25 protein-coding genes are annotated in these 25,850 nt (G+C 68.0%); 9 read left to right on the forward strand and 16 right to left on the reverse strand.

Annotated elements, in window-relative coordinates:
• Positions 1 to 16 precede the first annotated feature (16 nt).
• The 5 genes from GXW71_RS18590 to GXW71_RS18610 form a co-directional block, all read right to left on the reverse strand.
• A complete protein-coding gene (locus GXW71_RS18590) occupies positions 17 to 949 on the reverse strand; it encodes a hypothetical protein (protein WP_211854049.1) in 933 nt (310 codons plus the stop codon).
• Complete coding sequence (locus GXW71_RS18595) at positions 949 to 1,893, reverse strand: hypothetical protein (RefSeq protein WP_211854050.1); 945 nt, start codon at positions 1,891 to 1,893, stop codon at positions 949 to 951. The genes GXW71_RS18590 and GXW71_RS18595 overlap by 1 nt, the downstream gene beginning before the upstream one ends.
• Before the next feature lie 63 nt (positions 1,894 to 1,956).
• On the reverse strand, positions 1,957 to 3,954 hold the full coding sequence (locus tag GXW71_RS18600) for a hypothetical protein (protein ID WP_211854051.1): 1,998 nt from the start codon (positions 3,952 to 3,954) through the stop codon (positions 1,957 to 1,959).
• Entirely contained in the window at positions 3,951 to 4,892 is a 942-nt protein-coding gene (locus GXW71_RS18605; protein WP_211854052.1) for a hypothetical protein, read from the reverse strand. Before GXW71_RS18605 ends, GXW71_RS18600 begins: the two co-directional genes overlap by 4 nt.
• A 344-nt stretch (positions 4,893 to 5,236) precedes the next feature.
• The gene (locus tag GXW71_RS18610; RefSeq protein WP_211854053.1) at positions 5,237 to 7,489 is read right to left on the reverse strand and encodes a hypothetical protein; all 2,253 of its coding nucleotides are present in this window, start codon (positions 7,487 to 7,489) and stop codon (positions 5,237 to 5,239) included.
• A 214-nt stretch (positions 7,490 to 7,703) separates the two neighbouring features.
• Between GXW71_RS18610 and GXW71_RS18615 the strand changes: the two genes are divergently transcribed.
• Positions 7,704 to 7,967: a hypothetical protein gene (locus tag GXW71_RS18615; RefSeq protein WP_211854054.1), complete on the forward strand. Its 264-nt coding sequence runs from the start codon at positions 7,704 to 7,706 to the stop codon at positions 7,965 to 7,967.
• Positions 7,954 to 8,250, forward strand: a complete 297-nt coding sequence (locus GXW71_RS18620; RefSeq protein ID WP_211854055.1) for a SemiSWEET family sugar transporter — start codon at positions 7,954 to 7,956, stop codon at positions 8,248 to 8,250. Before GXW71_RS18615 ends, GXW71_RS18620 begins: the two co-directional genes overlap by 14 nt.
• 359 nt (positions 8,251 to 8,609) lie before the next feature.
• Here the strand turns inward: GXW71_RS18620 and GXW71_RS18625 are convergent, their stop codons facing one another.
• A complete protein-coding gene (locus tag GXW71_RS18625; RefSeq protein ID WP_211854056.1) occupies positions 8,610 to 9,131 on the reverse strand; it encodes a CYTH domain-containing protein in 522 nt (173 codons plus the stop codon).
• Positions 9,132 to 9,234: 103 nt separating this feature from the next.
• Positions 9,235 to 9,648: a DUF983 domain-containing protein gene (locus tag GXW71_RS18630; protein WP_211854057.1), complete on the reverse strand. Its 414-nt coding sequence runs from the start codon at positions 9,646 to 9,648 to the stop codon at positions 9,235 to 9,237.
• 219 nt (positions 9,649 to 9,867) lie between these two features.
• Between GXW71_RS18630 and ligD the strand changes: the two genes are divergently transcribed.
• Positions 9,868 to 10,959, forward strand: coding sequence for a non-homologous end-joining DNA ligase (gene ligD, locus GXW71_RS18635; RefSeq protein WP_211854058.1), 1,092 nt, complete (start codon positions 9,868 to 9,870; stop codon positions 10,957 to 10,959).
• Positions 10,952 to 11,419 (forward strand): hypothetical protein, encoded by a 468-nt coding sequence (locus tag GXW71_RS18640; RefSeq protein ID WP_211854059.1) that lies wholly within the window; start codon positions 10,952 to 10,954, stop codon positions 11,417 to 11,419. Before ligD ends, GXW71_RS18640 begins: the two co-directional genes overlap by 8 nt.
• Before the next feature lie 178 nt (positions 11,420 to 11,597).
• Here the strand turns inward: GXW71_RS18640 and GXW71_RS18645 are convergent, their stop codons facing one another.
• Both GXW71_RS18645 and GXW71_RS18650 read right to left on the reverse strand, forming a co-directional pair.
• On the reverse strand, positions 11,598 to 12,434 hold the full coding sequence (locus GXW71_RS18645; RefSeq protein ID WP_211854060.1) for an alpha/beta fold hydrolase: 837 nt from the start codon (positions 12,432 to 12,434) through the stop codon (positions 11,598 to 11,600).
• 102 nt (positions 12,435 to 12,536) lie between these two features.
• Positions 12,537 to 13,742, reverse strand: a complete 1,206-nt coding sequence (locus GXW71_RS18650) for a M20 aminoacylase family protein (protein ID WP_211854061.1) — start codon at positions 13,740 to 13,742, stop codon at positions 12,537 to 12,539.
• An 82-nt stretch (positions 13,743 to 13,824) separates the two neighbouring features.
• Here GXW71_RS18650 and GXW71_RS18655 point away from each other — a divergent pair, with 82 nt between their 5' ends.
• Entirely contained in the window at positions 13,825 to 14,622 is a 798-nt protein-coding gene (locus GXW71_RS18655; RefSeq protein WP_211854062.1) for an IclR family transcriptional regulator, read from the forward strand.
• A gap of 390 nt (positions 14,623 to 15,012) precedes the next feature.
• On the opposite strand, the gene GXW71_RS18660 is transcribed toward GXW71_RS18655, so the two are convergent.
• Complete coding sequence (locus GXW71_RS18660) at positions 15,013 to 15,876, reverse strand: diacylglycerol/lipid kinase family protein (RefSeq protein ID WP_211854063.1); 864 nt, start codon at positions 15,874 to 15,876, stop codon at positions 15,013 to 15,015.
• Positions 15,877 to 16,106: 230 nt separating this feature from the next.
• On the opposite strand from GXW71_RS18660, the gene GXW71_RS18665 reads away from it, so the two are divergent.
• The gene (locus GXW71_RS18665) at positions 16,107 to 17,129 is read left to right on the forward strand and encodes an LLM class flavin-dependent oxidoreductase (RefSeq protein WP_211854064.1); all 1,023 of its coding nucleotides are present in this window, start codon (positions 16,107 to 16,109) and stop codon (positions 17,127 to 17,129) included.
• Positions 17,130 to 17,273: 144 nt separating this feature from the next.
• On the opposite strand, the gene GXW71_RS18670 is transcribed toward GXW71_RS18665, so the two are convergent.
• Together GXW71_RS18670 and GXW71_RS18675 are read right to left on the reverse strand one after the other, a co-directional pair.
• Complete coding sequence (locus GXW71_RS18670) at positions 17,274 to 17,891, reverse strand: hypothetical protein (RefSeq protein ID WP_211854065.1); 618 nt, start codon at positions 17,889 to 17,891, stop codon at positions 17,274 to 17,276.
• A 3-nt stretch (positions 17,892 to 17,894) separates the two neighbouring features.
• Positions 17,895 to 18,644 carry a DUF899 domain-containing protein gene (locus tag GXW71_RS18675; RefSeq protein ID WP_211854066.1) on the reverse strand — a complete coding sequence of 250 codons (750 nt, stop codon included), beginning with the start codon at positions 18,642 to 18,644 and terminating at the stop codon, positions 17,895 to 17,897.
• Between the two features lie 325 nt (positions 18,645 to 18,969).
• On the opposite strand from GXW71_RS18675, the gene GXW71_RS18680 reads away from it, so the two are divergent.
• Positions 18,970 to 19,704: a Crp/Fnr family transcriptional regulator gene (locus GXW71_RS18680; protein WP_211854067.1), complete on the forward strand. Its 735-nt coding sequence runs from the start codon at positions 18,970 to 18,972 to the stop codon at positions 19,702 to 19,704.
• A 232-nt stretch (positions 19,705 to 19,936) separates the two neighbouring features.
• Here the strand turns inward: GXW71_RS18680 and GXW71_RS18685 are convergent, their stop codons facing one another.
• The 3 genes from GXW71_RS18685 to GXW71_RS18695 all read right to left on the reverse strand — a co-directional run bounded on the left by GXW71_RS18685 (position 19,937) and on the right by GXW71_RS18695 (position 22,249).
• Positions 19,937 to 20,239 (reverse strand): hypothetical protein, encoded by a 303-nt coding sequence (locus tag GXW71_RS18685; protein WP_211854068.1) that lies wholly within the window; start codon positions 20,237 to 20,239, stop codon positions 19,937 to 19,939.
• 300 nt (positions 20,240 to 20,539) lie between these two features.
• Positions 20,540 to 21,733: an MFS transporter gene (locus GXW71_RS18690; RefSeq protein ID WP_211854069.1), complete on the reverse strand. Its 1,194-nt coding sequence runs from the start codon at positions 21,731 to 21,733 to the stop codon at positions 20,540 to 20,542.
• 147 nt (positions 21,734 to 21,880) lie between these two features.
• Complete coding sequence (locus GXW71_RS18695; protein ID WP_211854070.1) at positions 21,881 to 22,249, reverse strand: DUF1127 domain-containing protein; 369 nt, start codon at positions 22,247 to 22,249, stop codon at positions 21,881 to 21,883.
• Between the two features lie 206 nt (positions 22,250 to 22,455).
• Between GXW71_RS18695 and GXW71_RS18700 the strand changes: the two genes are divergently transcribed.
• Together GXW71_RS18700 and GXW71_RS18705 are read left to right on the forward strand one after the other, a co-directional pair.
• Positions 22,456 to 24,222 carry an aminopeptidase P family protein gene (locus tag GXW71_RS18700; protein ID WP_211854071.1) on the forward strand — a complete coding sequence of 589 codons (1,767 nt, stop codon included), beginning with the start codon at positions 22,456 to 22,458 and terminating at the stop codon, positions 24,220 to 24,222.
• A gap of 14 nt (positions 24,223 to 24,236) precedes the next feature.
• The gene (locus GXW71_RS18705; protein WP_211854072.1) at positions 24,237 to 25,082 is read left to right on the forward strand and encodes an esterase/lipase family protein; all 846 of its coding nucleotides are present in this window, start codon (positions 24,237 to 24,239) and stop codon (positions 25,080 to 25,082) included.
• A gap of 68 nt (positions 25,083 to 25,150) precedes the next feature.
• Here GXW71_RS18705 and GXW71_RS18710 read toward each other — a convergent pair whose 3' ends face one another.
• A complete protein-coding gene (locus GXW71_RS18710; protein ID WP_211854073.1) occupies positions 25,151 to 25,786 on the reverse strand; it encodes a LysE family translocator in 636 nt (211 codons plus the stop codon).
• Positions 25,787 to 25,850 lie beyond the last annotated feature (64 nt).

Below are 25,850 nucleotides of genomic sequence, written 5' to 3' on the forward strand. Positions count from 1 at the left end.
TGAACTGTTCCAATGTTTATCGATAGATTGTCAAGTTTGGGTACTGCTCGGCCAGTGACCTCGCCTGCTGCACCCATTGCAAGCCCCAGTTCAGATAGTGGTCCGCAAGGTTGAACACCGTTCCGACCGAGTTCGGTGCGAAGCACCGGAAGCTGTAACCCTTCGCATCCTCCGACCAGGAGCCAAAACACGGCGTATCGCCAAGGTAGTGCGCAAGGGTGTTGAGTTCGTCCGCGCTCACCTTCCGCTCGCCAATGATGAAGAGTTCACGCGACATCTGAAGGTGCAGCAACAATCCGCCGCCAAGAAGAGGACAGTCGTCGACCGGGCTCAAGGAAAGCTTTCCACTGGCTATCGGGAGCCGCCAGATGCCAGCTTCCAGCGAACCAAGAAGATGGGCGTGATCGAAGTGGAGTTGCTCCATATCTGAATCAGACCACACGCTCGGAGTTCGGCGCGGCGGCTGCCGATGGAACTCCCCGCGCAGCATGTCGCGGAAGGATCGTCGCGAGGTTTGCCGTAACCCTTCCAGCAGAAAGGTCCCCGAATACAGCAACGCAGTTGCCGTGACGGCACCGAGCACCGGCATCGTGGTTGGATGGATGAGCGCCTGAGACCAGATTTTCTTGCCTTGGGTGTCAATGGCACCAAGCATCGAAAGGCGATTCGCGTCCTGACGGCGGCGCGCGATCATGACCTGCTGATCCTTCGGTAGGGCCACAACGACACGCACGCGGTATTCGGGTGTCGGAAGGTGTTGCGAACGTAGAGTGCGATGCACCAGCAGCTTCGCCGGGAGCGGCGCTTCGGGAACTTCGAAGAGGCGCGGCTCCACTGCTAACGTGGGATCATCATCGACCTCGACCAGCGATGCGTGATGACGCTCGAGGCAGCGGCGCAGCTCCAGCAGGAATTGCTCAACCAGACCGCGTGAGTTGGTGTCACTCATCAAGCGGTGTCTCGCTGGAGATGGAGACCGACACCAGGCAACCAGAGATCCCCCGCGATCCAGTTTACTCTGTCGGCCATCTCGAGCGCGAGCATCCTCACTTCACCTGCATCGGCCTCATCAGTTGGCCAGAACATCCCGTAGACGAGCCGTGTGCCAAGCTCGCGCTTTCCCCAGGCCCCGAGCCTTGGCCAGAATCTCTCCTGCTGATGTTCGAGCGTGTTCAGCTTCGTGCACCACATAGTCAGGAGTTCCGACGGAGGCTGCCGCGGCGGCATGATGGTGACGCAGTAGCCTACCCCCGCAACGGGATGCTGAACGTCGGTGCGGATGCTGATCAACGCGGTTTCCGCCTCGGGATCCACGATGCGCGTCGTGGCGCCAGAAGTCAGCGGCGCCTCGAATACCAGAGAAGCCGGCCCGGCGGTTGCCGGGAGCCCAAACTGTTGCTCCAGATAGTGGGCGACTTTCTCCAACCCCTCTGAAGGAAGCCGCGTCGCCCAGTGCCGGGGAACCCTGAACATCTTCCGTGACGCCAGGCAGTGCTCCAGCGAGAGATCCATCAGCCCGATGGCGATGCCGAAGGCTCGCTGGTCGCTGAGCGCATTGAGCAGACGCCGAGCCTGCCAGTCCGGTTCCAGGAAGCCGTTGTCGATAGGATAGGTCGCACGGCATCCGGTGCTATGAGCATCGCGGAAGAAGGATCCAAAGACCGCGCGGCGATTGAGCCAGGCGATGCCGTCATCGTCGAAATCGGGCACAACCCCAGGCGTGAAGCGGCTTTCGACCATGGCGATGGAGGTCAGGCGACTATCCGCGCCACTGCTGGCATGAAAGGTGAGCGTCGTGGTGCCTATGTCGGCGCTATGGCGATATCCGCCGGCAAATGGCTCGATATCCTGGCGCCCAGCCAGCGCCTCGGCGACGAAGTCGGCGACTTCCATCACGCTGCACCTATATTCCGGGTAGATGCGAGCATCGCCGGGCTGTCTCCAGTCTGCGGAGCATCACGTTCCTCCGAAGATCTGACGGTAGGATCGAGCCAACACCTCTGCACCGGTGGCGCGCTTGATGCTCCAGCCCACCCAATGATGGTCGAAGCCGGTCACGGGCTGTAGGATATTCGGCAGAAAGCTCTGGAAACTGCAGCCATCCGCGTCATCCACCCATGCGCCGAAGGTAGGTTCCTCGCCGGTGAGGAACTCAACGCCGTTGAGCTGCATCGCAGTGACTGGATGGCCGTCGATAGTGAGAACGGCACGCGGCAGGTGAAGCTGCGACAATAGGCCGCCACCGAAGTGGGGATGATCATCGATCGAGGTCAGCGACAATGTCGCGACTTCCACGCCAACAGGCAGGCGCAGTGTCCAGCTTCGCTCTCCCAGCGACGACGACCCGTGACGCGCGTTGTCGACATGGAGGCGCTCCAGCTCCCTGCTCGTCCAGGCGCTTGGCGAGTGAGGCGTTGGTTGCGCTTCCTGCTGCCGCGTGAATAGGCGACGCAAGGCGGTGAACGGGGTGGGTTTCTGAGCGGATCGCAGGAATTCCAGAACGGACGGAGCAGCCTGCATCATTGCGACTGCGGTCATCGCCGCGAGTGGCTTCAGGTTGTCGTGCCGGATGATCCCGTGGACGGCGAGGCTTACAGCCCCGGCCGTGACGATGCCGAGGGTTGCGAACTGGTTCGGGTCGCGACCGCTCCGGGTCAGCAGCTTACCGGCCTCCGCCGGCAGCATGATCTTTGCCACCATGTGGCATTCCGTCTCGAGAATTCCATCCATATCCGATGGCGGGGGTACCACGAGCGTCATGGAGTGCTCGGCGTTGGGCACCGCAAAGTTGCGCGCAGTCGGATTGTTGCTCGGGACCTCCTTGAGGGAAGCGCCGAAGAACTCCTGAAGCCAGAAGCGCAGCTCCGCCAGGAAAAACGCGACCAGATGCCCTTCGGGAAACGTCGCGCCGGCCTCTCCCGCAGCTGGTGAGGAGGGAAACCGGAATCCGGGAACGAAGCCTGGTCCTTGCCGCTCGCCTGGTCGCAATTCTTCTGCGCTGTCGCTGTGTCCGTGATGCCAAAGACGGCTATCGGACGTGTCTTCCTCGGCAGCCGGCTCAGCGCCAAGCCAGGTGGCGTGAGCAGTCTGCGCGATGCGAATCGCGCCGGCTGCGCGCCGAAGGCTCCAACTCGCCCAATGCTCCTCGAACTCCGGAAGCTGCTGCAGACTGTTCGGCAGGAAGGAGAGGAAACAGTAGCCGTTGGCGTCGGTCGTCCAGGCGCCGAAGGCCGGCTCCTCGGTTGCCAGCATTGTCTCCGTGTTGAGGTCGGGCACGGGCACCGCGACGCCGTCGACGATGAAGAGCTCCGCCGGGACACTGACCCGCGAAAGCAGCCCACCACCGAAATACGGATGGTGGTCCTCAATGGTCAGTGACAAGGACATGGGGCCGAGCGTCTGTCGCCATTCGCCGGGTGCCAGGGAGCACCCGATGCGGTGGCCGAGGTCGAAGTGCAACTGCGCGAGATCCAAATCCGACCAGGCGCTCGGGGAGGCGGGGGCGGAAGGCGCCTCCGGCTCCTGCCTCCGCTGCAGATGATCAAGGACCGACGGGCCTGTATGCAGCAGCGATGTGGCCAGGATGCCGGCCAAGGTTCCGGGTGAGCTCGGCTCGATGAGCATCGAGGAGGAAACGCTCCGACCGTGACGGTGGATGGCGCCGAGCGTCGCGAAACCGTCCAGGCCCGGATCGCGGCGCAGCAGCTCTTCCTCCGCGCCCGCTGGCAGCTTCGTACTCGCGATCACCCGATACTCGCCGAAGGGAAGCAAGGACGACCGCGGTGTGGGAAACAGCGTCAGCGACGTCTCGAGGCTGGCTTCAGGCACGGCGAAACGGCGCAGACCGGATGCCGCGCGCGGGACTTCTTGCAGCGAGGCGCTCGCCGTTGAAAGGGCCCGACGCAGCTCTGCCAGGAAGCTCTCGACGAGGTCGGTATCGGAAGAGAGGCTCATTCGGCTTCATTCAATGGCATCAGCCCAGTGCCCGGTTCCCAATGCGTGTCCCGGATCCATTCGGCGCGCCAGATCATCCATCGCGCGATCCGATCGAGCATCGTCGCGCTCCCTTCTTCCGCCGGGATGAACAATCCATAGACGATCTCCGCCCCGCCACCGCCGCCCCGCAACGCCCAGGCACCGAGGCCTGGCGGGAAGTCCGGTATCTCACGGTCCAGCTCGTTCAGGACTGCGCACCATGCATCCCCCGGTTGCCAAAGTGGCAAAGGCGGCAGGGTCAGTGTCGCGAGATAGCCGGTGCCCGCCAGCGGATGTTCGATGCCCGTGGTGATGTTGATCACCGCGTCATCGCCACCCTGCAACATGCCCAAGCCATCCAGTGCCACCGGGATGTAGAGCCAACCGGGGTGAGCGCGCGCGACCTGGCCCTCCTCCTCCAATCTCCGGGCAACCCCCTCGAATGCCGTATCGGCAAGCGGCGTCGCCCACTGGCGTGGAGGGTCCAGATCGTCACGTGCGGCAAGGAACTCCGCCTTCGACACTTCGGCCCTGGCCGTAACGAAGCCAAGCAGGCCCTGCAACCGGAAGGCCGTGACCAAATACTCTGCGATCCACCCGGCATCCTGTTCCTGCTCGCGCAGCGGGAAAGCCAGCCGGCAGCCGAGCTGCCCATCCATCAGGAAGAAGGCGCCATGCACGCTCCGCCGGTTGAGGCGTGCGATCCGTTCCGCGCTGAAATCAGGCGTCAAGTCCGGAGTGAAGCGCGACTCGATGGTGGCGACCGTCACAGGGGCTGATGAACCAGCTTCCGTCCGGAAGATGAGCTCCGTCACGATGGCCTCGTCGGCCATCGCCTGGTGAAAGCCGGTTTCGGTCTTCTGAGTGCCGTCGAACGATAGCAGATGTTCCTCAACGAGCTGGATGACGTCCTTCAAGGCCTGTCACTCCCACCGCCGCGTCCTTTGCGCGGCAGTAGATTTTCATCCAGAGAGCTTACCAGCAGGTTCAGGAGAACAAGATCCTGGTCCAGGATAGGGCATGACCCAAGCGATTGCGTCCATCTGTGTGTGCAGCCCAGGGGCATGACTTTTCACCGCGGATTCACTCCAAATGACGGCGCCCGGCGCGCCATCCAGTTTCGGCAGCAGATCCAGTATGGAACATACCGGGAACTTCCGTTGAAGGAAATCCTCTGTCTCGATCGAAGTCGGATATCTGCTCGTGCTTGCCCAGGGCAAGCACGAGACAACGACACTGCCCTGACGTAAGGCGTGGCCGCTCATCGCGGCGCGGTTTGCGGCCTCTCCGGCTCCGGGCTCGGTAAGCCTGCCAGGGCCCCCGATCCGGCGGTTGCAGCGAGGAGGGGCAGTGGGATCTCGTTGCGCCAGTATCTATGCGCGGCCTCGGTCGGTGAGATCCGGAGGGCGTGGGCGGCCCGCGCGAAGCGCTCATTCAGGACGCCAACCTGCGTCAGATGCGGGCTTGCCAGACCGGTATCCGCGCCGAAACGGAACCACAGCAACGCATCTGTCTGCGCTGGGGTGAGACCCAGCCGCTCCGCCGTCTGAGTCAGAATATCATGATAGAAGGTATATTCGCTCGGCACGTGCAGTCCATTGACGCGCTGACTACGCGGGCCCCTGACGAGTACCTCGCGAAGCTGTTCAGCGGTCATGCCGCCTCCGCCATTCCGATAGGCGGCACGGTAGCTTTGATAGCCTGCTTCCGTGGCGAAGGACGCGCGGGGCAGGGCGCCCGGAGCGACCTCGTTGAACATCATGCTGATGTAGCGGACCTTATTCGAGTCGATCGGTACCGCGGTACTGTCGCCGGTAAGGGCAGACCGGTAGGTGAGCAGCTTCGGGTGGCGTGACAGCGTCCAACCGCTTCCCAGCGCCCTTTGCACCAGGGGCGAATGCCGGCTAGGCATGATGTTGAAGCCGGCTGTCAGTTCGTCAGCCATCGCCTCGCTGTCGATCGGCCGGCCGGCACCGAATCGGTTTCCGTAGAGAGCGGCACTGCGCTGGCCGGCCCGCGTGTTGGTGACCGGGCTGGTCGCGGCAAGAAGCGCGGCTTCCTGCTCCAGGCGGTCCCTCGCGGCATGCGGAGACAGGCCCGCGTCAAGTATGGAGTCATAGGCCGGCCGCATGTTGTAGTGCTCCGCCAGTCGCGCCGCACTGATCTGTTCGGTCGTGGCGCCAGGCACATGCTCGCCCCGCGCCAGACGCACAACGACGGGGTCGAGAGCCTCCGCGAGGCGGTCGACGACCTGATTCACATGCGGCCGCAGGACCGCGAGATCGCCGCGGCCGCTCAACCTGTGGCCATGCGGTAACCATAGCCCGGGCGCGAGATTATCGAGACGTGTCGCATCCAGATCGCGTCCCATGATCTGCGGTACGTTGAGTGCGTCCCATGGCATCGGCTGACGAAGGGCACCCGGCTGGTCCGGCAGTGGCGGGCGTCGATGGGCCGGTGTCGCCGTCCACTCCGCCAAGTATTCCGTCACGATTCTTGAATCCCGTGCCGCCTGCGGAAGCGCCAGCCCAGGCACTCGTGGGATGAAGACCGCAGAACTCGGCCGCACCAGCCTCTCCCACGCCTGCTGCGCGGTCATGCGCGGCTGACCCGTGCTGGACCCGATAATGATGGCGGGCGCGGCGAGGGAGTTGGGTACTGACGACGGCGCAGCCGGGCTGGTCGGCGCGCCGGCCAGTGCCGTTGGTGTCGTCGCATCGGCAGGCATATCCGCAGGAGGGTGCACAGCGTCGTCGCCATTGCTGCGTGGCGCCGGGGCTGTGTCATTGGCTGCAGTTTGTTGGGCGCGAGCCGTCGTCCTCTCCGACTGCCCAGCCTGCTGCACAGCAACGCCTGCCGCGGTGTCTTGTCCATGCCCTGCAGAACGCGCTGTGGCTGCCGCCGCACTGCCGGCGCGGTTGCGCATGAGGACAAGAGGAAGTGCACCGCCCAGGGCGCCGCCCAGGAGCGAGGCCGCCAAATCCGCGGCGGCGCTGTCCGGCGCGACTTCACGCGCCACGCCGCCCGCGAAGCCGGCTGCGGCCGCACCTGTGGCCTGCGCGGTCGGGGCAGTGGTGAGCGTCTGGCCGATGAGTGGGATGATCTCACCAGCTCCGCGCACGAGCGTCTGGCCGGCCCCATACATCGTGGCGGCGCCGGCCAGTTCCTGGACGACGCGTCCTGTGATGCGCTCCTGCGCGGTCTCGGCGCGCGGGAGGCCGAGCCGATCCAGAATTTCCGCGACCACTTCCCCCTGAGGTCGAAAGAGCGGCTGCCGCTGTTGATCGGTGATGAGACCCGAGAGCGGCGGGGCGGGCCTGAGCGCATCGTAGAGCCGGTTCACCGGATAGGCTGCGGCGTCAGCCAAGGCCACCGGCAGCCCCAATAGCCCCTCGATGACATTGCGAGTGCCGAGCCCGAGAGGCCGGAGGGGACCGCCCCGATGCTCGGGATCCATCGTGGGTCTATGACGATCGTCCCGCACGGCGTCGGGATCGGACACGGGATTGCTCATCATATCTCCCAGGGGCTGAACCCGTTCGGCTATCCAGAGCGCAGGGGAGAGGGGCAAGCGGCAAGAACGAAAGGCGCACAAGATTCACCGCCGACGCATGGGTACCGGACCATGCTCGTGCTGCAGTGGAACTTGTCGGGGAACTGGAACTGTCCGTCAGCGCAGTACCGGTGAAGCGGGTTAGTTGACGTGCATTGAGAAGAAGCAGAGGCGCATGGAGCGCGCCGAGATCGGCGACGCCGAAGCGCCGCGCGACGGCGGCGGAGGTGAGAGGGATGAGCTCAACGAAGCCCATCACCGCCGCAAAAAACCATGCTGCCCCGCTCGCTCGGCATCATGTGGCGAAGAGGGCGAGGGCTATCGCGCGAACCAGGGAGATCAGGAACTGCGCCGCGTGCGATGCGTTCTCGCCGAGTGGCCGGGGCGAAGCCCGGCGAATCCGCTCTTGCCGGGGACCTCGCGCGATGGACTTCGTTGAGATCATCGGAGGGCTGGCGGCCCTCTGCTCGGTCACCAGCTTCGCGCCACAGGCAATCAAGATCATCCGCAGCGGTGACACGGAAGGCCTGTCGGTCGCGATGTACGCCTTGACCGTTCTCGGCTTCAGCCTGTGGCTTCTCTATGGCGTGCTCCAGGGGCAATGGCCCTTGATGGTCACCAACGGGTGTTGCCTGGCGCTGTCGCTACTGATCCTGATCATGCTGCTCTTTCCCGCGGCGCGTCGGCGTGCGCGCGCAGTTGCAGAGTCCGGGACGCGCTGACCTCTCGGGTCAGGCTGTCCCCATGCTGATCACGGCTCGGTCAGGAAGGCTTCCGGCCGCTTTTCCGGCCGTCGCACGCAGCAGCCGCGTTGGCTCGTGACCAAGGTCTCTGCGTCCGCTCCGCCGGCAGTGCTACTCGCGCGGCATTGCGGAGGTCGAAGGCGTGCTTAAGCAAATTGTCCTGGTTTCGATCGGCGCTGGTGGGTTGCTGCTGGGAGCGTTCCACCCGCCGGCGGAAAAGCCGGTCAAGGCGACTATCCTGGCCCTCGCTTTCCTCATGGGCCTATGGCGCCTGTTCACGTGATCGGTCGGAGAAGGTTCCCGCGCGCCATGAGCGGCTGCGGCGACCGAAGGCCGGCCTAGCCGCCCGGAAGCGGCGGCGGAAGCGAGGGCGACCCGGCCCCGCCAGCGGCGCGGCCAACGAGGTCCGCATGGTGCTTGAGCAGGGTGGCCTTGCGGTAGCGGGGGTCGTCCGTCACTTCCGCGCCAACCCATGGCGGAAGCGCAATCTGCTGCTCCGCATCGGAAAGCTCGACCTCTGCGAACTCGATCCCGGCCAGGGGCCCCTGGTGGATGTCGATCGACCAACGCAGCCCACCATGGGGCACGGTGTGGCGAAGCTTGTCGATGTGGGGCAACTCGCAAAGCGAGAACATCTCTTCCGCGTCCCGCAGGGGAATCTCGTATTCGAACTCGGCGCGGCTGATGCCGATGCGCGGTCCCTTGACCGTGACCCAAGCCCGATCGCCCGACTGCCGGACACGGACTTTGCCGCCGCCGAACCTGGCCAGAAGACCGTCCTTCAGCAGGCGCGTCTCAACCACCCCGGCTTTCCAGCCGTCGCTCGCGAGCAGGAATTTTCGCTCGATCTCCAAGGGCACGCGACAATACTCCTGGGTTCGAGGGGTCCAGGATCCAGTTCCGGGAAACGTCACCCGGCCGCCTGGGATGCCGGTACTCCATGCCAGCGGCCGGGCGTGCCTCTCAAGGGCCAGCGGGTGGGCGGCGCTCATGCAGCGGCATGAGCGTCGCGGGATAATTGAGCCTGAACAACCAGCCGACCGTGGCACCCTTGATCGGGCGCAGCGCGGCCATGCTGAGCAGGGTGAAGAGCGGCAGCCACACCGCCATGTGCAGCCACATCGGCGGCTGATAGGCCTTTTCGATCCAGAACACGATGGGCACCAGCAGATGCCCGACCAGGAAGATCGTGAAATAGGGCGGCGCGTCATCGGCCCGCAGCTCCCCCAGCGGCGCGTGACAGACGGCGCATTCGGGCACGATCTTCAAGTAGCCGGCGAAGACGCGACCCTCGCCGCAATTCGGGCACCGGTTGCTCGCCCCTCTGGTCACGACCGTGCCCAGGGAGGGCGGCGGAGGCACAGGCTGTGCGGGCATGGGGGCACCTTCTCGCCAGCTACAGGAGCGTCCTCCGGAACCGATGGTTGCCCGAAGGGGGCAGGGCTGCCTCTTCTGTGACTTCCCGCGGCAAACAGGAAGTTTCGGGGTGACGGCCGCGCCCTAGCGAAGCGCGTCGGCTGCTGTCAGGTCCAGCCATGCCGCCGCAAACCTATAGGCACGGACCGCGTTGAATCGCCTTCGCATCGGAGGCGGTTGATGGCCAGGGCACCGGGCAAACCGAGGACCACGCTCAAGCGGGTTGCCCGCCGCATGGCGGACCCTGCCCCGCGCCGCATCGGCCTCAGCAAGCAGCTTGGCGCCGAACCCGCGCCTATGCCGGGGTTCATAGAGCCGGCGCTGGCATCCTTGGTGGCGGACGCACCGAAGGGCGAGCGGTGGGTGCACGAGATCAAGTTCGACGGATACCGGGTGCAGGCCTGCATCAGGGACGGGAGCGTGAGGCTCCTCACCCGGGGCGGCCTGGACTGGACCGAAAAGTTCGGCGATCAGCTTTCCCATGCCCTGACGGGATTGCCGGTTGAACAGGCCATCATCGATGGCGAGCTGGTCGCCGAAAACGAGCTCGGGGCATCCGACTTCTCGGCCCTGCAGAATGCCCTGAAAGCCGGGAACACCGGGCGGCTCCTCTACTACGCCTTCGATCTTCTCTATCTCGACGGACACGACCTGAGGCAGCTACCGCTGAGCCGCCGGCGCGATCTACTCGGCGACCTGCTTCTCGAGCCGGCGGACCCCGTTCGCTTCAGCGAGCACTTCGAGGCCAGCGGCGATGTGGTGAAACGCCACGCGTGCCAGCTCAAGTTCGAAGGCATCATCTCCAAATCCCTCGACGACCCGTACCGCTCAGGACGGGCAGGCATTTGGCTGAAAGTGAAGTGCAGCAGCCGGCAGGAATTCGTCGTGGCCGGCTATGTACCCTCGACCGCATCGGGCACGGCGATCGGCTCGCTGGTGCTGGGTGCCTTCATGGGCGAAAGGCTGCAGCATGTCGGCCGGGTCGGGACCGGCTTCACACAGGCAACGGCGCGCGACCTCTACGAACGACTGGAGGCACGGCGTGCCGCGACCAGCCCGTTTGCAGGCCGGCTCACAGTAGCCGCGCGCAAGGGCGTGCGCTTCGTGCGCCCGGAACTGGTCGCCGAAATCGAATTTCGCGGCTGGAGCAGCGACGGGCTGCTACGGCACGCCTCCTTTCGGGGGCTGCGAGAGGATAAGCCCGCAGGCGAGGTGGCGATCGAGGTTCCGAAACGCGGACCGGAGCAGCCCGAGGTGACGGGCCGTGGCTGAAGGCGCTCGCCGGTTCCTGATGTCGCCAGCGATCGATCGCGCCATGAGAGAGATTGGCCCGGACGGCAACATCGTCGAGGCCGCTCCTGTCTGGTGGTGGCAACTTCCTGATGGCGCGCTCCAGTCCGAACTGCGGATGGTCTGCGCCAGAAACGCGCTGACGGTGATTGCCGCCGGCAGCCGGGCACCGACGGTGCGCGTGGCGATCGTGGACGTTCTCGCCGCCTACGCGCTCGCAATGGACAGGCAGCCGCTTGCGCGCCGGCACCGTGGCCAGATCAGGTTGCAGACGTTGTTGGACTGGGCGCTCGTCCATCCGGATCGCGACCTTCAGAAGGTCGCCGCGGATTTGTGGCGGGAGGTTCTCAAACACCATCGCCCCGAGTGGGAGGCGGAGGCGCGGCGGCTCATGGCCAATTGGAACGACCCGGCATCGCCGCTGCGTGACCTGAGGCGGTGACTGCAGGGGGCCACGGAGAAGACGGCCGGAGCTTTTCGGTTGCGTGTCCGATTGAGATTCCCCCGTTATCCACAGGAATTGCAGCCCACGATCGCGAGAGCCCCGGGATCCGCCGACCATTGGACCCGCTGCATGCCTCGGGAAGCACCGGCGTCCCGAGGCAGATCGACCGCGGCTGTCAGCCGCGGATGAAGGCCAGCAGGTCCGGGTTCACGACATCCGCGTTGACGGTGCAGAGCCCGTGGGAGAACCCCGGATAGACCTTCAGCGTCGCGCCCTTCACGAGCTTCGCCGACAGCGGCGCCGAATCCGCGAAGGGCACGATCTGGTCGTCATCGCCATGCATGACTAGTGTCGGCACCGTCACGGCCTTCAGGTCTTCCGTGAAGTCGGTCTCGGAAAAGGCCTTGATGCCGTCGTAATGCGCCTTGGCGCCGCCCATCATGCCCTGGCGCCACCAATTCTCGATCACCGCCGGGGAAGGCTGCGCGCCCGGCCGGTTGAAGCCGTAGAAGGGGCCGCTCGGCACATCCAGGAAGAACTGCGCGCGATTGGCGGCGAGTGCCGCGCGGAAGCCGTCGAACACCTCCATCGGCAGGCCGCCGGGATTGGCCTCCGTCTTCAGCATGAGCGGCGGCACGGCGCCGATCAGCACCAGCTTGGCGACGCGGCCCTGCGGCTGGCCATGCCGCACCGTGTAGTGCAGCGCCTCGCCGCCGCCGGTGGAATGGCCGACATGCACCGCGTTGCGCAGATCGAGCGTCTGCACCACCGCCGCGGCATCGGCCGCGTAGTGGTCCATGTCATGGCCATCACCCACCTGGGTCGATCGGCCATGGCCGCGGCGGTCATGCGCGACCACGCGGAAGCCCTGATGCAGGAAGAACAGCATCTGCGTATCCCAGTCATCGGCGCTCAGCGGCCAGCCGTGATGGAAGACGATGGGCTGGGCGTCCTTCGGACCCCAGTCCTTGTAGAAGATCTCGAGTCCATCACTCGTCGTGGCGAAGGGCATGACGGTTCTCCTGACCTGCTTGTGGCACGTTGCGGAAGCTCGGGCGCGAGAGGGGCGCCCTTGGGCAGCCGCGCGGCCGATCGCCGCGCGGTATTCGCTAGGCTATCCGGCGCGCTGTTCGGGCAGCGGCGCGCGGTCGCGAAGCTCGTCCTGGACGATCTGCACCAGGCAGCCGGCGCCGATCGGCAGCAGGTCGTCGTTGAAGTCGTAGCGGCCATTGTGCACCGGCACCGCGCTGCCCTCGGCCTCGCCCGCCTGTCCCAGCAGCAGGAAGGCGCCCGGCGCCTCCTGCAGCATGTAGGAGAAATCCTCGCCGGCGGTCAGCGACGGGAAGTCGCCGCGGATCGCCTCCGCTCCCAGCAGCTTCGCCGCTGCTTCCGCCGCCAGCGCGGCCTCCTGCGGCGTGTTGATGGTGGGCGGGTAGGATCGCCGGTAGTCCAGCTCGACCTCCAGCCCATGCGCGGCGGCGGTGCCGGCCACGGCCTGGCGGAACAGCGCCTCCAAGTGGGCCCGCATCTCCGGCGTCAGCGTGCGGATCGTGCCGCGCATCTCGACGCTTTCGGGGATCACGATATCGGAGGTCCCGGCATGGAACTGCGCGACGCTCAGCACCGCCGTGCCATGCGGGTCGACGCGCCGGCTGACCAGGGATTGCAGCGCGGCATAGAGCTGGGTCGCGCCCGGCAGCGGGTCAATCCCCCGATGCGGCTCGGCGCCATGACTGCTGCGCCCCAGCAGCCGGATCGCAAAATAGTCCACCGCGGCCAGCACCGTTCCCGGCCGGATCGCGGCGACACCCAGCGGCAATTGCGGCAGGTTGTGCAGGCCATAGACGGCATCGCAGGGGAAGCGGCGGAACAGCCCGTCCTGCACCATCGCGAGCGCCCCGGTCAGGCCCTCCTCGGCCGGCTGGAAGATGAAGTGGACGACGCCCGCGAAGTCGCGCGTCTCCGCCAGGTGCTTCGCGGCGCCGAGCAGCATGGCCGTGTGCCCGTCATGGCCGCAGGCATGCATCACGCCCGGGCGCGTGCTGCGATGGGCGAAGTCGTTGGTCTCGGGCATGGGCAGCGCATCCATGTCGGCGCGCAGGCCGATCCGGCGGTTCCCCGCGTGCCGGCCTTGCAGCACGCCGACCACGCCCGTGCGGCCGATGCCCGCATGCACCTCGATCCCCCAGGATGCCAGCTTCTCCGCGACCAGCCCGCTGGTGCGGACCTCCTCGAAGCCGAGCTCGGGATGCGCGTGGATGTCGCGGCGCCAGGCGGTCATCTCAGGGGAGAGGGCGGCGATCCGGTCAGGGACGGGCACAGCAGGCATCCTCGCTGAGAAGCGGCGGAGCCTAGGGAGGACCGGCTTGATGTGTCAAGCAGCGACATTGTAGTGTCATGGAATGACATCATCGGCCGAGCTGCCCGAGCTGAAATCCGGCGTGCCGCTGGTCCGTGCCCTGGACCGCGGGCTAGCCCTGCTCGCGGCCTTCACGCCGGAACAGCCGCGGCAGACCCTGACCGAGCTGGCGCGCGCGGCGCAGCTCGACAAGGGCACCGCGCGGCGGCTGTTGCAGACGCTCCTGCTGGCCGGCTGGGTGCGCCATGAGGCGGGCACCGGATGCTACGCGCTCACCACGCGGCTCCTGGCCATGGCCGCGGCGGTGGAGACGGGCGGTGCGCTGCGCGCGGCGGGAAGCGATGCGCTGCACGATCTGGCGCGGCGGACCGGGGCGACCGCCTTCCTCTGGATGGCCGAGGACGGGATGGCGCTCTGCCTCGCGCGGGCGGTGGCGCCGCAGCCAAATGTGGATGCGGTCTGGTTCTCGGTCGGCGCGCGGGCACCGATGAATTGCGGGGCGGGGCCGAGGGTGCTGCTCGCCGGCCTCACGCCGCGGGAGCGGGAGCGGGCGCTCGCGCTGCCGCTGTCGGTCCGGACGCCGGCGAGCCAGACGAACCCTGCACACCTGCGGCGCGACGCGGAGGCCATCGCGGCCCGCGGCTGGGAGCTCGCGCGCGACGATTTCGTCATCGGGCTGGCCGGGCTCGGCGTGCCGATCCTGGGAAAGGACGGCGCGATGCTCGGCGCATTGAGCCTGTCCGGGATGACGTCGCTCTTCGGCGACCCCGACGCGCCCGATCATCTCGCCCTGCTGCGCAGCACCGCGGCCGCGATCGGGCGCCAGATCGGGGCGGGCTGAGCCTCGGCGCCCGGGACAGCCTCAACCCGATGTGCCGTCCGCGCGTTTTCCTCGCATCGCCGGACAGCAAACACGCAGCCGGCCCCTTGCCGGTGAACATCATGACCGACCGCTCAGCCAACTCCGTCGCGCAGACACCCGATCCGGTGCCGGAGATGCCGCCGCCGACACCGGAAAAGCCGCGGCCCGCTGATCCCGCCGACCCGCAGCCGGTGCCACCACGCGAGGTGCCGCCAGCGTCACCGCCAGGTCCGGAGGTCGATCCGGGTTCGCCGCCCGCGCCGGAGATCCCGCCGCTCCCCGTGCCTGGCCCGGAAATTCCGCCGAGCTCTCCGCCGGGGCCGATGATGCCGCCACTGCGCGATGCCGCGGGCAGCTCTGCCGATTCGGCTAAGGCAGCGCCTTCGGAATATGGACGGCGACCGGCTGCTTCCGCAGCCGAAGCCGGAAAGGCTCCAGTGGCTCCATGAGCTTGTCGTCGACGCGCACCGGGTGGTCGGCGGGATCGACCTCGATGCGCCGAACGGCGGCGGTCTGCATCGGGCAGCGCCCGGGGTGCGGGTCCTCCAGCCATGCCAGCATCGCGTCGCAACGGTCCGGCGGCAGCCAGGCGGCGATGATCTGGTCTGGCGACCGCTCGGCACGCAGCACGAGCGGAAGGTTCGGCCCGATGAGCGCGATGTTCATCGCCTCGAAGGCCAGGATCGGGCCCTCGAGCCGAGCGCCGTCGAGCTTGATGGTGCTGCGCATGGGCAAGGCCTCCGAGAGCGAGGCGATGACGTGCGATCGCCCGGTCTCGCGCTTCTTCTGCCGGTCCAGATGGTCGCCGGAACGCGAGGCCAGCGCGGCGATGGCTCCAAGTCCCACTGCCTCGACAAAGGCCCTGACGCCGCTCCGCGCCGTCAGCTTGCCGAGATAGAGCGGCTGCGTGCCGAATGCCGACAGCCCGCGCAGGATCTTCGCGGCATGGCCGTAGACGCCCAGCGAACGGGCGATGTTGTTCGCACCCCCTGTCGGCAGGATCATGAGCGAGGCCTTCTCCCGGTCGATCGACCGCGCTGCCCTGGCGATCGTGCCATCCCCGCCGATGGCAACCACGATGCCGGAGGCCTGCTGCAGCGCCTCTCGGGACTCAGGATCCTTCGCCGGCAGGTAGACCGGTTCCAGTTCCAACTCTTCGCAAAGCGCCAGCACCCTCTCGGCGGGCCATTCCTCCTCGCCTGCAGTCGCATTGTGAAAGATCGTTATCTGCATGGAACCTCAAGCTGGCGGCGGCCGGAAAGTTGCGCCGGCTTCCAGGCGCAGACCGGCCGCCCATTCATGCGCGCATGATGCTCCGGGGGCATGACCATCATCGGCGCCGGTGATTGGGCGCGATGCGGCCCAGGCCCCATATCCCCATGCAACCACGGCCCATCGATCACCTCGGGGCCGCTCCACTCTCCCTGGCGGGTGTCGTCCCGCCCATCTGGATCAAACCCATCATGAAGAAGATCGGCTTCCTCTCCTTCGGCCACTGGACGCCCGCGCCCCAATCCGGAACCCGCTCCGCCGCCGATGCGCTTCTGCAGTCCATCGACCTCGCCGTCGCGGCGGAGGAACTGGGCGCGGATGGCGCCTATGTCCGCGTCCACCACTTCGCCCGCCAGCTCGCCTCGCCCTTTCCCCTCCTCGCCGCCATGGGTGCCAAGACCAGCCGCATCGAACTCGGCACCGCCGTCATAGACATGCGCTACGAGAACCCGCTCTACATGGCCGAGGATGCCGGCGCCGCGGACCTGATCAGCGGCGGCCGTCTCCAGCTCGGCCTCAGCCGCGGCTCGCCCGAGCAGGTGATCGATGGCTGGCGCCATTTCGGCTACGCCCCGGCCGAGGGCGAGACCGACGCGGAGATGGGCCGCCGCCACGCCAGCGTCTTTCTGGAGACGCTGCGCGGCCAGGGCTTCGCCCAGCCGAACCCGCGCCCGATGTTCCCCAACCCGCCGGGCCTGCTGCGGCTGGAGCCGCATTCGGAAGGCCTGCGGGATCGCATCTGGTGGGGCTCCGGCTCCAACGCCACGGCGGTCTGGGCCGCCCAGCAGGGCCTGAACCTGCAGAGCTCCACGCTCAAGGACGACGAAACCGGCGAGCCCTTCCACATCCAGCAGGCGGCGCAGATCCGCGCCTATCGCGCGGCCTGGAAGGCAGCCGGCCACGCCCGCACGCCCCGCGTCTCGGTCAGCCGCAGCATCTTCCCGCTGCTCGACGACCGCGACCGCGCCTATTTCGGGCGCAGCGGCAAGGAACAGGACCAGGTCGGCTTCATCGACGAGAAGACCCGCGCCATCTTCGGCCGCAGCTATGCCGCGGATCCCGAGGTGCTGGTCGGGCAGCTCCGCGCCGATGAGGCGATCGCCGAGGCGGACACCCTGCTGCTGACCATCCCGAACCAGCTCGGTGTCGAATACTGCGCCCATGTCATCGAGGGCATCCTGAAGCACGTCGCCCCCGCGCTGGGCTGGCGCTGATCCCATCCGCTCCGGCCTTCGGGAACGGGCGATATTCCGTTCCCGCGAGCCCGTCGCCGGACGCCACCTGACGGCATGCCTGGGGAAGCACCGCCACCCCCGAGGCAGACCCGCCGGACCATCTCCCTGCGCACCTCTCGGCTCCTAGGCCTCGCGATTCCGCTCGCCCATCCAAAGGAGCCGGGGGTGCCCCCAGCGGGCCCACTGAATCGCTTCCTCGGATCCGCCCAAGGGGTCCTTGAACGACATCATCCTGAAGCTCTGCCGCTCGCCGGCGACCTCGCGCCACGCCGCGAGATACAAGCCGCGGAACTGCTCGCCTTCTTCATACTTCGCGTAGAGAGCGCCGTCCGGCTCCGGGGTTGCACCGGTGTCTCCGGGGCATGGGTGCAGATCGATGCCCAGCTCCGCCGAACCGGCCGCATCCAGCAAAGGCCAGGTCAGCTCGTCGGCGCCCCAGAAGCGCCCAAGTGTCTCGGCCTCCAAGCTGACGACGCCGGTCTCGCGCGATTCAGAAAAGACGATCCCCTGAAGCCAGCCCTCGGCGCCCACACGAAACACCACGGGCGTACCATGGAGCACCTGCTTGAACGAAGTGACCACCTGAACGGCGCTGACGGGGATGAAATCGGGGAGCGGCACGATCGCCTCCTGGTTGGAAGGCTGAATTCGCCGAGCCGGCTTTCGTTGCCGCGACGTCGCCGACACGGGCAAAAATCTTCGAGGGGTGGGCGACGCGCCGGCATCGGCGGCGTCGCCCACCGATCACACCTTGCCGTTCGCGTCGCGGTTCCGGAAGGCGGCCTCGCCGGCATCCGACACCGCGACCCATTGGGGGTCGGGGCGGGCTTCGGCGGCGTAGCTGTCGTGCCAGTTCCACCACTTGTAGGGCGGGGTCTGGGGATAGCCCTCCGGCGAATCCTCCCATGCCTCCTGGCGGCCGAGCGGCGTGATGTCGAGGTAGCTCCAGGTGTTCCCCATCGCCTCGTCGCCGCGGTTGTTGATGAAGTAGGTGCGGAACAGCTTGTCGCCCTGGCGGATGAACACGTTGTGGCCGTGCCACTCATCCACGCCGAAATCGGCGTCGAAGCTGTCGGTGATGGTGTACCAGGGCATCTCCCAACCCATCCGCGCCTTGAGGCGCGCGATGTCCTGCTGCGGGGCGCGGGAGGCGAAGGCGAGCGTGGTGTCGCGGGCGTTCAGATGCGCGACGTGCGCGACCTGATCGGCCACCATCGAACAGCCACGGCAGGCATGGTCGGGCCAGCCGAACACACCGGGTTCGAAGAAGGCGCGGTAGACGATGAGCTGCCGGCGCCCTTCGAAGAGGTCGAGCAGGCTCGCCTTGCCGTTCGGCCCTTCGAATGCATAAGCCTTCTCGACGGCCATCCACGGCATCCGCCGGCGTTCGGCGGCCAGCGCGTCGCGCGCGCGGGTCTGGGCCTTCTCCTTCACGAGCAGCTCCTGCCATGCGGCTTCCCAGGCCGCCCGCGGCAGAACCGGCGGCGTGCGCATGGCGGGCTGTTCGGCTTTTTTCTGATCGCTCCGAGGTGACTTGGTCATGGTCGTTGCAACCTCCGATCTGGACGAGCACCTGAGGCCTTCCGGCTGAAGCATGACGCCGTCGCTATCGGCCGCTCGTCGTTGGACAGGCGCCAACTTGGCGCAGGCGGAGCGGGTGGTGGGAGTGACAAGTGTGGCGGGATTGCGATGCCTCGCTGGTCATGGCTGCCGAGCGCCCCACCGAAACCAATCTCTTGCGGTACGGTTGATACAAGGGCAGCAGCGGGCGTGCGGGGCGTTTGGCCCTGCCATCCTGGCTGGCGAGGGACCGCGCGTGTTGACCGAACGATTCCTGAAGAACCGGCGCGGCGTCCTCGAGCCTCGTGAGCGCGCGGTGCTCGAACAGGCGATCGCCGAGGTGCGATCGGTCTCCGCGCGCACCACGCTGACCCGCATCGGGGACCGCCTGTCACACAGCACCTTGCTGCTCGAGGGATTTCTCTGCCGCATCGTGGATGATCGCAAAGGGCTGCGGCAATTGGTCGCGGTGCATGTCCCGGGTGAATTCGTCGACCTTCACGGCTATCCCTTGAAGACGCTCGACCACGATGTGGCGTCCCTGACGGCCGCGACGATTGCGATCGTGCCGCATGGCGCCATCGATCGCATCACGGAGGAGATGCCGGCTCTCACGCGGAAGCTGTGGTATGCGACGCTGCTCGATGCCGCGATACATCGCGCGTGGCTGTTCCGCCTCGGCCGGCTCGATGCCATCGGCCGTGTGGCGCATTTCCTGAGCGAGACCAACGCCCGCCTGGCTGCCGTGGGGCTCAGCGACGGCAGACGCTTCGCGCTGGGCATAAGCCAGGCCGAACTCGCCGAGATCTGCGGATTGACCAGCGTGCACGTGAATCGGGTGATGCGCCAACTGCGCGAGGATGGGCTGTGCGTATTCCGCTACGCGCAGGTCGACATCCTCGATTCCGCGGGCCTGGCCGAGCGCGGGGAGTTCGATCCCGAGTATCTGTACCTGCAGGGGCCGCAACAGGCCGCCCGTCGCCGCGTGGGGTGAGGGCCGGGCGGGCGGCAGCGTCAGCGTGTCTTGCCGGAGGGGCGCCGAGCAGCACCCACGGAATCGGCGTTCGGATCATCGATCGACAGAAGCCGCCACCCGTCCGCGCGACATCGTATCCAGTCGCCATGGCCGCCATACCGGGACAGGCCAGTCACCATCGCCCTCGCCTCAGCCTCCGTGTCGGCGCGATAGGCGAAGGCCTCGTGTGGATGCCAGGCAATCCAGTGCTTCATGCGTCGGACGTCTTCGGCTCTGACAGGACCTTCGCTATCAAGGCGCGGATCTGCTCTGCCTGCATGCTCGCCGCATCGAGGGATGCGGCTTCGGCGTCCAGCAGGGCGGCCATGTGCTCAGCCACCAGCAACAGCAGAGCGCGCTCGGCAGGGGTCATGGCATCCTCCATCGGCAAGAGCGTGCCGCGGGCGACGGGGTTGCCTTGGCCTGTGCCGGAGGCATGCCGGCGCGGCATGGCGGAGAGGGGATCGGATGAAGGAGCCCGTCTTACCGGCAGCTCGTTCAGCCGCTCGGCCATGCTCGCCACCCAGCCCAGGAAGTCCCACCATGCCCTGCGAAGGAGAGACGCGAAGATGGTTTACGGAATAATCGCCCGGGCATTGATGGCCGGCGCAGTCCTGTTGTGCGTCGCCGGCTGCGCGGATGCCTACGATCCGGAAAGGCGCAGCCCCGAGGGACTTACGGTCGGCATCGGCGGCGGGCTCTCGGTGGGCGCATCCAGCCGCAGCAGCCGTTGAGTCACAGCCTCAATCATCGTCGGCGGCGCGTCAGCAACGTCAGCCGGGGAGATCCGCGCCCCTTCTGAGGCAGGCCGGCCTCAGGCCGTCGCCACGCGCGCCGGCGCGCGAACCGCCCAGTTGACGGCGACGGCGGCGAGGCCGACCAGCACCATCACCGGCCAGAAGGCATCGTAATTGCCGTTCACGTCGACCAGCACGGCGCCGACGCCGGCGCCCAGGAAGCCGCCCACCTGGTGGGAGAAGAAGCAGAGGCCATAGAGCGCGCCGAGATCGGCGACGCCGAAGCGCCGTGCGATGGCCGCCGAGGTGAGGGGGATGGTGCCGAGCCAGACGAAGCCCATCACCGAAGCGAAGACCATCGCACCCCATTCGGTCGGCACGGTGCTGGCAAAGAGCGCGATGGCGACGGTGCGGATCAGGTAGATGACGCCGAGCGCCTTCTCCGGCTGCACGGTGTTCGCGAGCCGTCCGCAGAGCCAGCTTCCGGGGATGTTGAACAGGCCGACCAGCATCAGGGTGGTGGCGCCGAGGGAGGCCGGCAGGCCGCAGAGCGAGAGATGCGCCGGCAGATGCGCGGTGAGGAAAGCGAGCTGGAAGCCGCAGGCGAAGAAGCCGGTGGTCAGCAGCGCGAAGCCCTTGTTGGCGAGCGTCCGGCGGGCAAGGTCGGGCAGGCCGGAGAGGCCGACGGGCGCGGCGCCGAGCGGTGTGCCGCGGCGCCATTCCAGCTTCGGCGCGATGAAGAGCGCCAGCACCAGGGTCGAGGCCAGCATAACGAGGGCGATCTGGGTGCCGTAAGCCCCGATTCCGCTCATCGCCAGCGGCACCATCGCCGCCTGGCCGAAGGATCCGCCGGCGGAGGCGAGGCCGAGCGCGTTGCCGCGCTGCTCCGGCGGCACGGCGCGGGCGACGGCGGACAGCACCGTGCCGGAGCCGGCGCAGGCGACGCCGATGCCGGTCAGGATGCCGATGCCGAGGAAGAGCGTGAGGGCGGAGGGATAGGCCGCGATCAGCAGCAGCCCGGCCGCGTAGAAGCCGGCGCCGGCGAGCGCCACGCGCCCGGCGCCATACTTGTCGGCCATCGCGCCGGTGATCGGCTGGCCGATGCCCCAGAGCAGGTTATGGATGGCGACCGAGAGGCCGAAGGCGGTCGCGGTGATGCCGTGCTCCGCGCCGAGCGGCAGCAGGAACAGCCCGAAGGTTTGCCGGATCCCGAGCGCCAGGCTCACGGACAGGGCGGCGGCCAGCACGACGATCCAGGCAGAGCGGGTCATGCCGCCATCAGGCCGGATGGCGGCGCTGCAATGGTAGAGGCGGCGGCGCGGGGCTGCCATGCACGGCCCCGCGCTTGCAGGATCAGCGATGATCCAGTCCGCGCGCCATCACCCGTTCAGGCAGGAAAGGCCTGAACGGGATGCGCCTCAGGCGGCGAGCGGCCTCTGCGAGCGGAGCGCGACCGGGGTCTTCGCGGCGCGCTGCGGCTGCGCGAAGTCGGGGTCGAAGACGCGGCTGACATCGGCGCGGGAGAGGCCGATATCCGCGAGCTCGCGGTCGGTCAGGCTCAGCAGCTCCGCATAGGTGCGGCGCTTGCTCGGCCAGTTGGCGACGGCGCTCGCCACCGCGGTCAGCGCGGCGACGATGCCGCGGCCGGCGCGGCGGAAGCCGGCGCTGATCGCCGCATCCCGGGCCGCCATGGCGGCGTGGCGGATGGCCTCGCGCTCCTCGGCGTCACGGAAGTTGACGGGGGGAAGAAGGCGGCTGAGCTCCCTCTCGGTGAGACGGGCGTCCATGATACAGATTCCTCGGCTGCGAGACGCCCCGTCCGCGTCCGGTGGAGGCACTCCACCGCGGCGCCGGGCGTTGTTCGCAGACGAATAGATAGGCGTATTCCCTATGAGTTCGATGCGGATTTGCAGCAGTTGAGATATCACCTGAGTGCATGGCTTCCTGTGGATGCATGCAACAATGCCGTAACCATTGGTGAGGAGCCCCTCGCTTGACCCCTGCCGAACGCCTCGCCGCCCTCCGTGCCAAGCTCGCCGAAGCGGGCGTTTCCGGCTTCCTCGTGCCGCGTGCGGACGAGCATCTCGGGGAATACGTGCCGGCCTCGGCCGAGCGCCTGGCCTGGCTCACCGGCTTCAGCGGCAGCGCCGGGCTCGCGATCGTGCTGGCCGATCGCGCCGCAGTCTTCACCGATGGTCGCTATACCCTGCAGGTGACGCAGCAGACCGACCCTACCCTCTGGGAGCGTCGCCACCTGACCGAGGAGCCACCGGCCGACTGGCTCCGCGAACATGCGGCGGGGAGCCGCATCGGCTTCGACCCCTGGCTGCATGCCGAACCGGCGCTGGCGCGCTTCGAGGCTGCCGGGGTGACGCTGGTGCCGCTGGAAGCCAATCCCCTCGATGCCGTCTGGGCCACCGCGCGGCCGGCGCCGCCGGCTTCGCCGCTTCGCGTGCACGGCGCAGAATTCGCGGGCCGCGACGCCGCCGCCAAGCGCGGCGAAGTCGCGGCCGCGCTGCGCGAGGCGAATGAAGCGGCGGTGGTGCTCGCCGATCCGTCCTCGGTCGCCTGGCTGCTCAATATCCGCGGGCAGGACGTGCCCTATACGCCGCTGCCGCTTTCCTTCGCGGTGGTGGACGCGGACGGTGCCGTCGACCTCTTCCTCGATCCCGACCGCGCCGATGCCGCGGTGCGCATGCATCTCGGCAACGCCGTCCGTCTGCGCCCGCGCGCTGAGTTGCCGGCGGCGCTGGACGCGCTGACCGGCCGCGTGCGCGTTGATGCCGAGGCGACGCCGGCCTGGATCGCGCGGCGCCTGCGCGCCGCGGGCGCCACCGTCAGCCCCGGCGAGGATCCATGCCGCCTGCCGCGCGCCTGCAAGAATCCGGTGGAGCGCGAGGGCGCCCGTCGCGCACATCGCCGCGACGCCGCCGCGATGGCGCGCTTCCTCGCCTGGTTCGCGGCCGAGGCGCCGAAGGGCGGCCTCAGCGAGATCGCGGCCGCCGAGCGCCTGGTCGGCTTCCGCGCCGCTGATCCGCTGTTCCGCGGCGAGAGCTTTCCCGCGATCTCCGGCGCCGGCGAGCATGGCGCCATCGTCCACTACCGCGCGACCGAGGAGAGCAATCGCGGCATCGCGGCGAATGAGTGCTACCTGATCGACAGCGGCGCCCAGTATCCGGACGGCACCACCGACATCACCCGCACCCTCTGGACCGGGCCAGGCGCGCCGCCGGCGCTGCTGCGGGCCCGCGTCACGCGCGTGCTGCGCGGGCATATCGCGCTCGCCACCCTGCGCTTTCCCGAAGGCGTCTCCGGTCCGCATCTCGACGGCATCGCGCGCCGCCCGCTCTGGGATGCGGGGGAGGATTACGACCATGGCACCGGGCACGGCGTCGGCAGCTACCTCTCGGTGCATGAAGGGCCGGTCGCCTTCAGCCGCGCCGCGCGCCAGGTGCCGCTGCGGGAGGGCATGATCCTCTCCGACGAGCCCGGCTTCTACGCCGCCGGCGAATACGGCATCCGGCAGGAGAACCTGCTGCTGGTGAAGCGCGCCGAGGTTCCCGGCGCGCGCAAGATGTTCCTGGAGTTCGAGACGCTGACGCTCGCCCCCTTCGACCGTCGGCTCATCGATCCGGCCCTGCTGACGCCGACCGAGCATGCCTGGATCGATGCCTATCATGCGCGCGTCCTCGCCGAGGTCGCGCCGCAGGTCGAAGGCCCGATCGCCGACTGGCTGCGCGCCGCCTGCGCGCCGCTGTGACGCTGCCCCGTCCGATGACCGGAGCGGCCGAAGGCCGCGAAGGTCTGGATCGGCCGGGCAACTTGGCCGGCCAGCGCGTTCTCCTCGTCCACGGGCTGATGGGGGAGGTGATGGCGGCGCTGCGGCCGATCGGGCTCGACTACATGCATGGCCTCGCCGCCTGGCTCCGTGCCCAGGGCGCCGAGGTCGACGTGGTCCGCCTGCCGACCGCAGCACCCATCGCCCGCAACGCCGAGCGCCTGCGGGAGGTGCTGCTGGCCGAACCCTCGCCGGTGCTGCTGATCGCCCACAGCAAGGGCGGGCTGGAAGCGCTGGCCGCGCTGCTCGACCCCGTGGCGGCGGCGCGCTGCACCGGTTTCGTCGCACTGCAATCGCCCTTCTTCGGCAGCCCGATCGCCGATGCCGTCACCCGCGCCCGCCCGCTCGATGCTGCCGCCATGGGCCTCGCGCGGCTGCTCCGCATCGGCAATGGCGAAGGCCTGCGCGACCTCACCACGACGCGGCGCGCGGCCTGGATGGAAGCCCATGCCCAGTCGATCGCGGCCCTGCTCGCACGGCTGCCGGTGGTCTGCCTCGCCACCGCGCTGCCGGCGCGCAGCTTGCGCGGCCGCGACCGGATCTACGGCCTGGCGGCGCGCTGGATGGCGCAGCGCGGCGCCTGGCCGAGCGACGGGCTGGTGCCGGTGGCCAGCGCCCTGCTGCCCGGCGCCCACCACCTGCTGCGCGACGGTAGCCATATCGCCAGCGTCAGCCGCGGCGGCGGCCGCGACCCGGCGGGGCTGCTGGCGGAGGCGCTCGCAGTGCTTGGGCTGTCCCGGGAAGGGGCTCCGCCCATCCCGGATGGGCGTCAAATTGAGTAGGTCCAGGAGGCTCCAGCCTCCTGGCGGGTGAGGTCCGGAGAGGGCAGAGCCCTCTCCGGGTCACCCTTTCACTTCGGCGCTCCCGCCAGCAACCGCAGCCCGAGGCCGCAGAACAGTGTGCCGGCGATGCCATCGAGCCAGCGCGCGGCGCGGCCCTCGCGCAGGCGGGCGGCGAGGCGGCCGGAACCGGCGATCAGCGCGGCGAAGAATGGGACTGACATCAGCGGCAGCAACGGGCCAAGGATCAGCATCTGCAGCCAGGCCGGGGCGCGGTCGGGATCGACGAATTGCGGCACGAAGGCGAGGAAGAAGAGACCCACCTTCGGGTTGAGCAGGTTGGTCAGCATGCCCTGCCGGAAGGCGGCGCCGAGGTTGCGCAGGCCCTGCGCCGGCACCAGTGTGCCGCTGCCCGCGAAAGCCGCCCGCAGCGCCTGCACGCCGAGCCACATGAGATAGGCCGCGCCGGCGAGGCGGAGGGCGGTGAACAGGGCAGGGTGCGCGGCGACCAGGGCGGCGACGCCGGCAGCAGCCATGGCGACGTGACAGAGGGCGCCGGCGAGGATGCCGAGCGTCGCCGCCCAGCCGCGCCGGGCCCCGCCCGCCAGGCTCTGGCCCAGCACAAAGGCCATGTCCGGCCCCGGGGTCAGGATGAGGAGGATGCAGGCGCCGAGATAGCCGGCGAGCAGGGCGGGATCGACGGGCATGCTGCTATTCTCCGCCGCGGCGATGCGGCGTCCAGCGCAATGGTTTGATAGGCAGTATCAGCAG

The sequence above is a fragment of the Plastoroseomonas hellenica genome, from assembly GCF_018129085.1.
GTDB classification, from domain to species: Bacteria; Pseudomonadota; Alphaproteobacteria; order Acetobacterales; family Acetobacteraceae; genus Plastoroseomonas; species Plastoroseomonas hellenica.

Excerpts from the sequence above, each read along its gene's own strand:
- GXW71_RS18705 (WP_211854072.1), top strand. The coding sequence starts at position 24,237 with ATGACCGGAGCGGCCGAAGGCCGCGAAGGTCTGGATCGGCCGGGCAAC.
- GXW71_RS18690 (WP_211854069.1), bottom strand. The coding sequence starts at position 21,733 with ATGACCCGCTCTGCCTGGATCGTCGTGCTGGCCGCCGCCCTGTCCGTG.
- GXW71_RS18630 (WP_211854057.1), bottom strand. The coding sequence starts at position 9,648 with ATGCCCGCACAGCCTGTGCCTCCGCCGCCCTCCCTGGGCACGGTCGTG.
- GXW71_RS18610 (WP_211854053.1), bottom strand. The coding sequence starts at position 7,489 with ATGAGCAATCCCGTGTCCGATCCCGACGCCGTGCGGGACGATCGTCAT.
- GXW71_RS18695 (WP_211854070.1), bottom strand. The coding sequence starts at position 22,249 with ATGGACGCCCGTCTCACCGAGAGGGAGCTCAGCCGCCTTCTTCCCCCC.
- GXW71_RS18710 (WP_211854073.1), bottom strand. The coding sequence starts at position 25,786 with ATGCCCGTCGATCCCGCCCTGCTCGCCGGCTATCTCGGCGCCTGCATC.
- GXW71_RS18675 (WP_211854066.1), bottom strand. The coding sequence starts at position 18,644 with ATGCGCACGCCGCCGGTTCTGCCGCGGGCGGCCTGGGAAGCCGCATGG.
- GXW71_RS18685 (WP_211854068.1), bottom strand. The coding sequence starts at position 20,239 with ATGGCCGAGCGGCTGAACGAGCTGCCGGTAAGACGGGCTCCTTCATCC.
- GXW71_RS18665 (WP_211854064.1), top strand. The coding sequence starts at position 16,107 with ATGAAGAAGATCGGCTTCCTCTCCTTCGGCCACTGGACGCCCGCGCCC.
- GXW71_RS18590 (WP_211854049.1), bottom strand. The coding sequence starts at position 949 with ATGAGTGACACCAACTCACGCGGTCTGGTTGAGCAATTCCTGCTGGAG.
- GXW71_RS18645 (WP_211854060.1), bottom strand. The coding sequence starts at position 12,434 with ATGCCCTTCGCCACGACGAGTGATGGACTCGAGATCTTCTACAAGGAC.
- GXW71_RS18620 (WP_211854055.1), top strand. The coding sequence starts at position 7,954 with ATGGACTTCGTTGAGATCATCGGAGGGCTGGCGGCCCTCTGCTCGGTC.
- GXW71_RS18615 (WP_211854054.1), top strand. The coding sequence starts at position 7,704 with ATGGAGCGCGCCGAGATCGGCGACGCCGAAGCGCCGCGCGACGGCGGC.
- GXW71_RS18595 (WP_211854050.1), bottom strand. The coding sequence starts at position 1,893 with ATGGAAGTCGCCGACTTCGTCGCCGAGGCGCTGGCTGGGCGCCAGGAT.
- GXW71_RS18660 (WP_211854063.1), bottom strand. The coding sequence starts at position 15,876 with ATGCAGATAACGATCTTTCACAATGCGACTGCAGGCGAGGAGGAATGG.
- ligD (WP_211854058.1), top strand. The coding sequence starts at position 9,868 with ATGGCCAGGGCACCGGGCAAACCGAGGACCACGCTCAAGCGGGTTGCC.
- GXW71_RS18600 (WP_211854051.1), bottom strand. The coding sequence starts at position 3,954 with ATGAGCCTCTCTTCCGATACCGACCTCGTCGAGAGCTTCCTGGCAGAG.
- GXW71_RS18655 (WP_211854062.1), top strand. The coding sequence starts at position 13,825 with ATGACATCATCGGCCGAGCTGCCCGAGCTGAAATCCGGCGTGCCGCTG.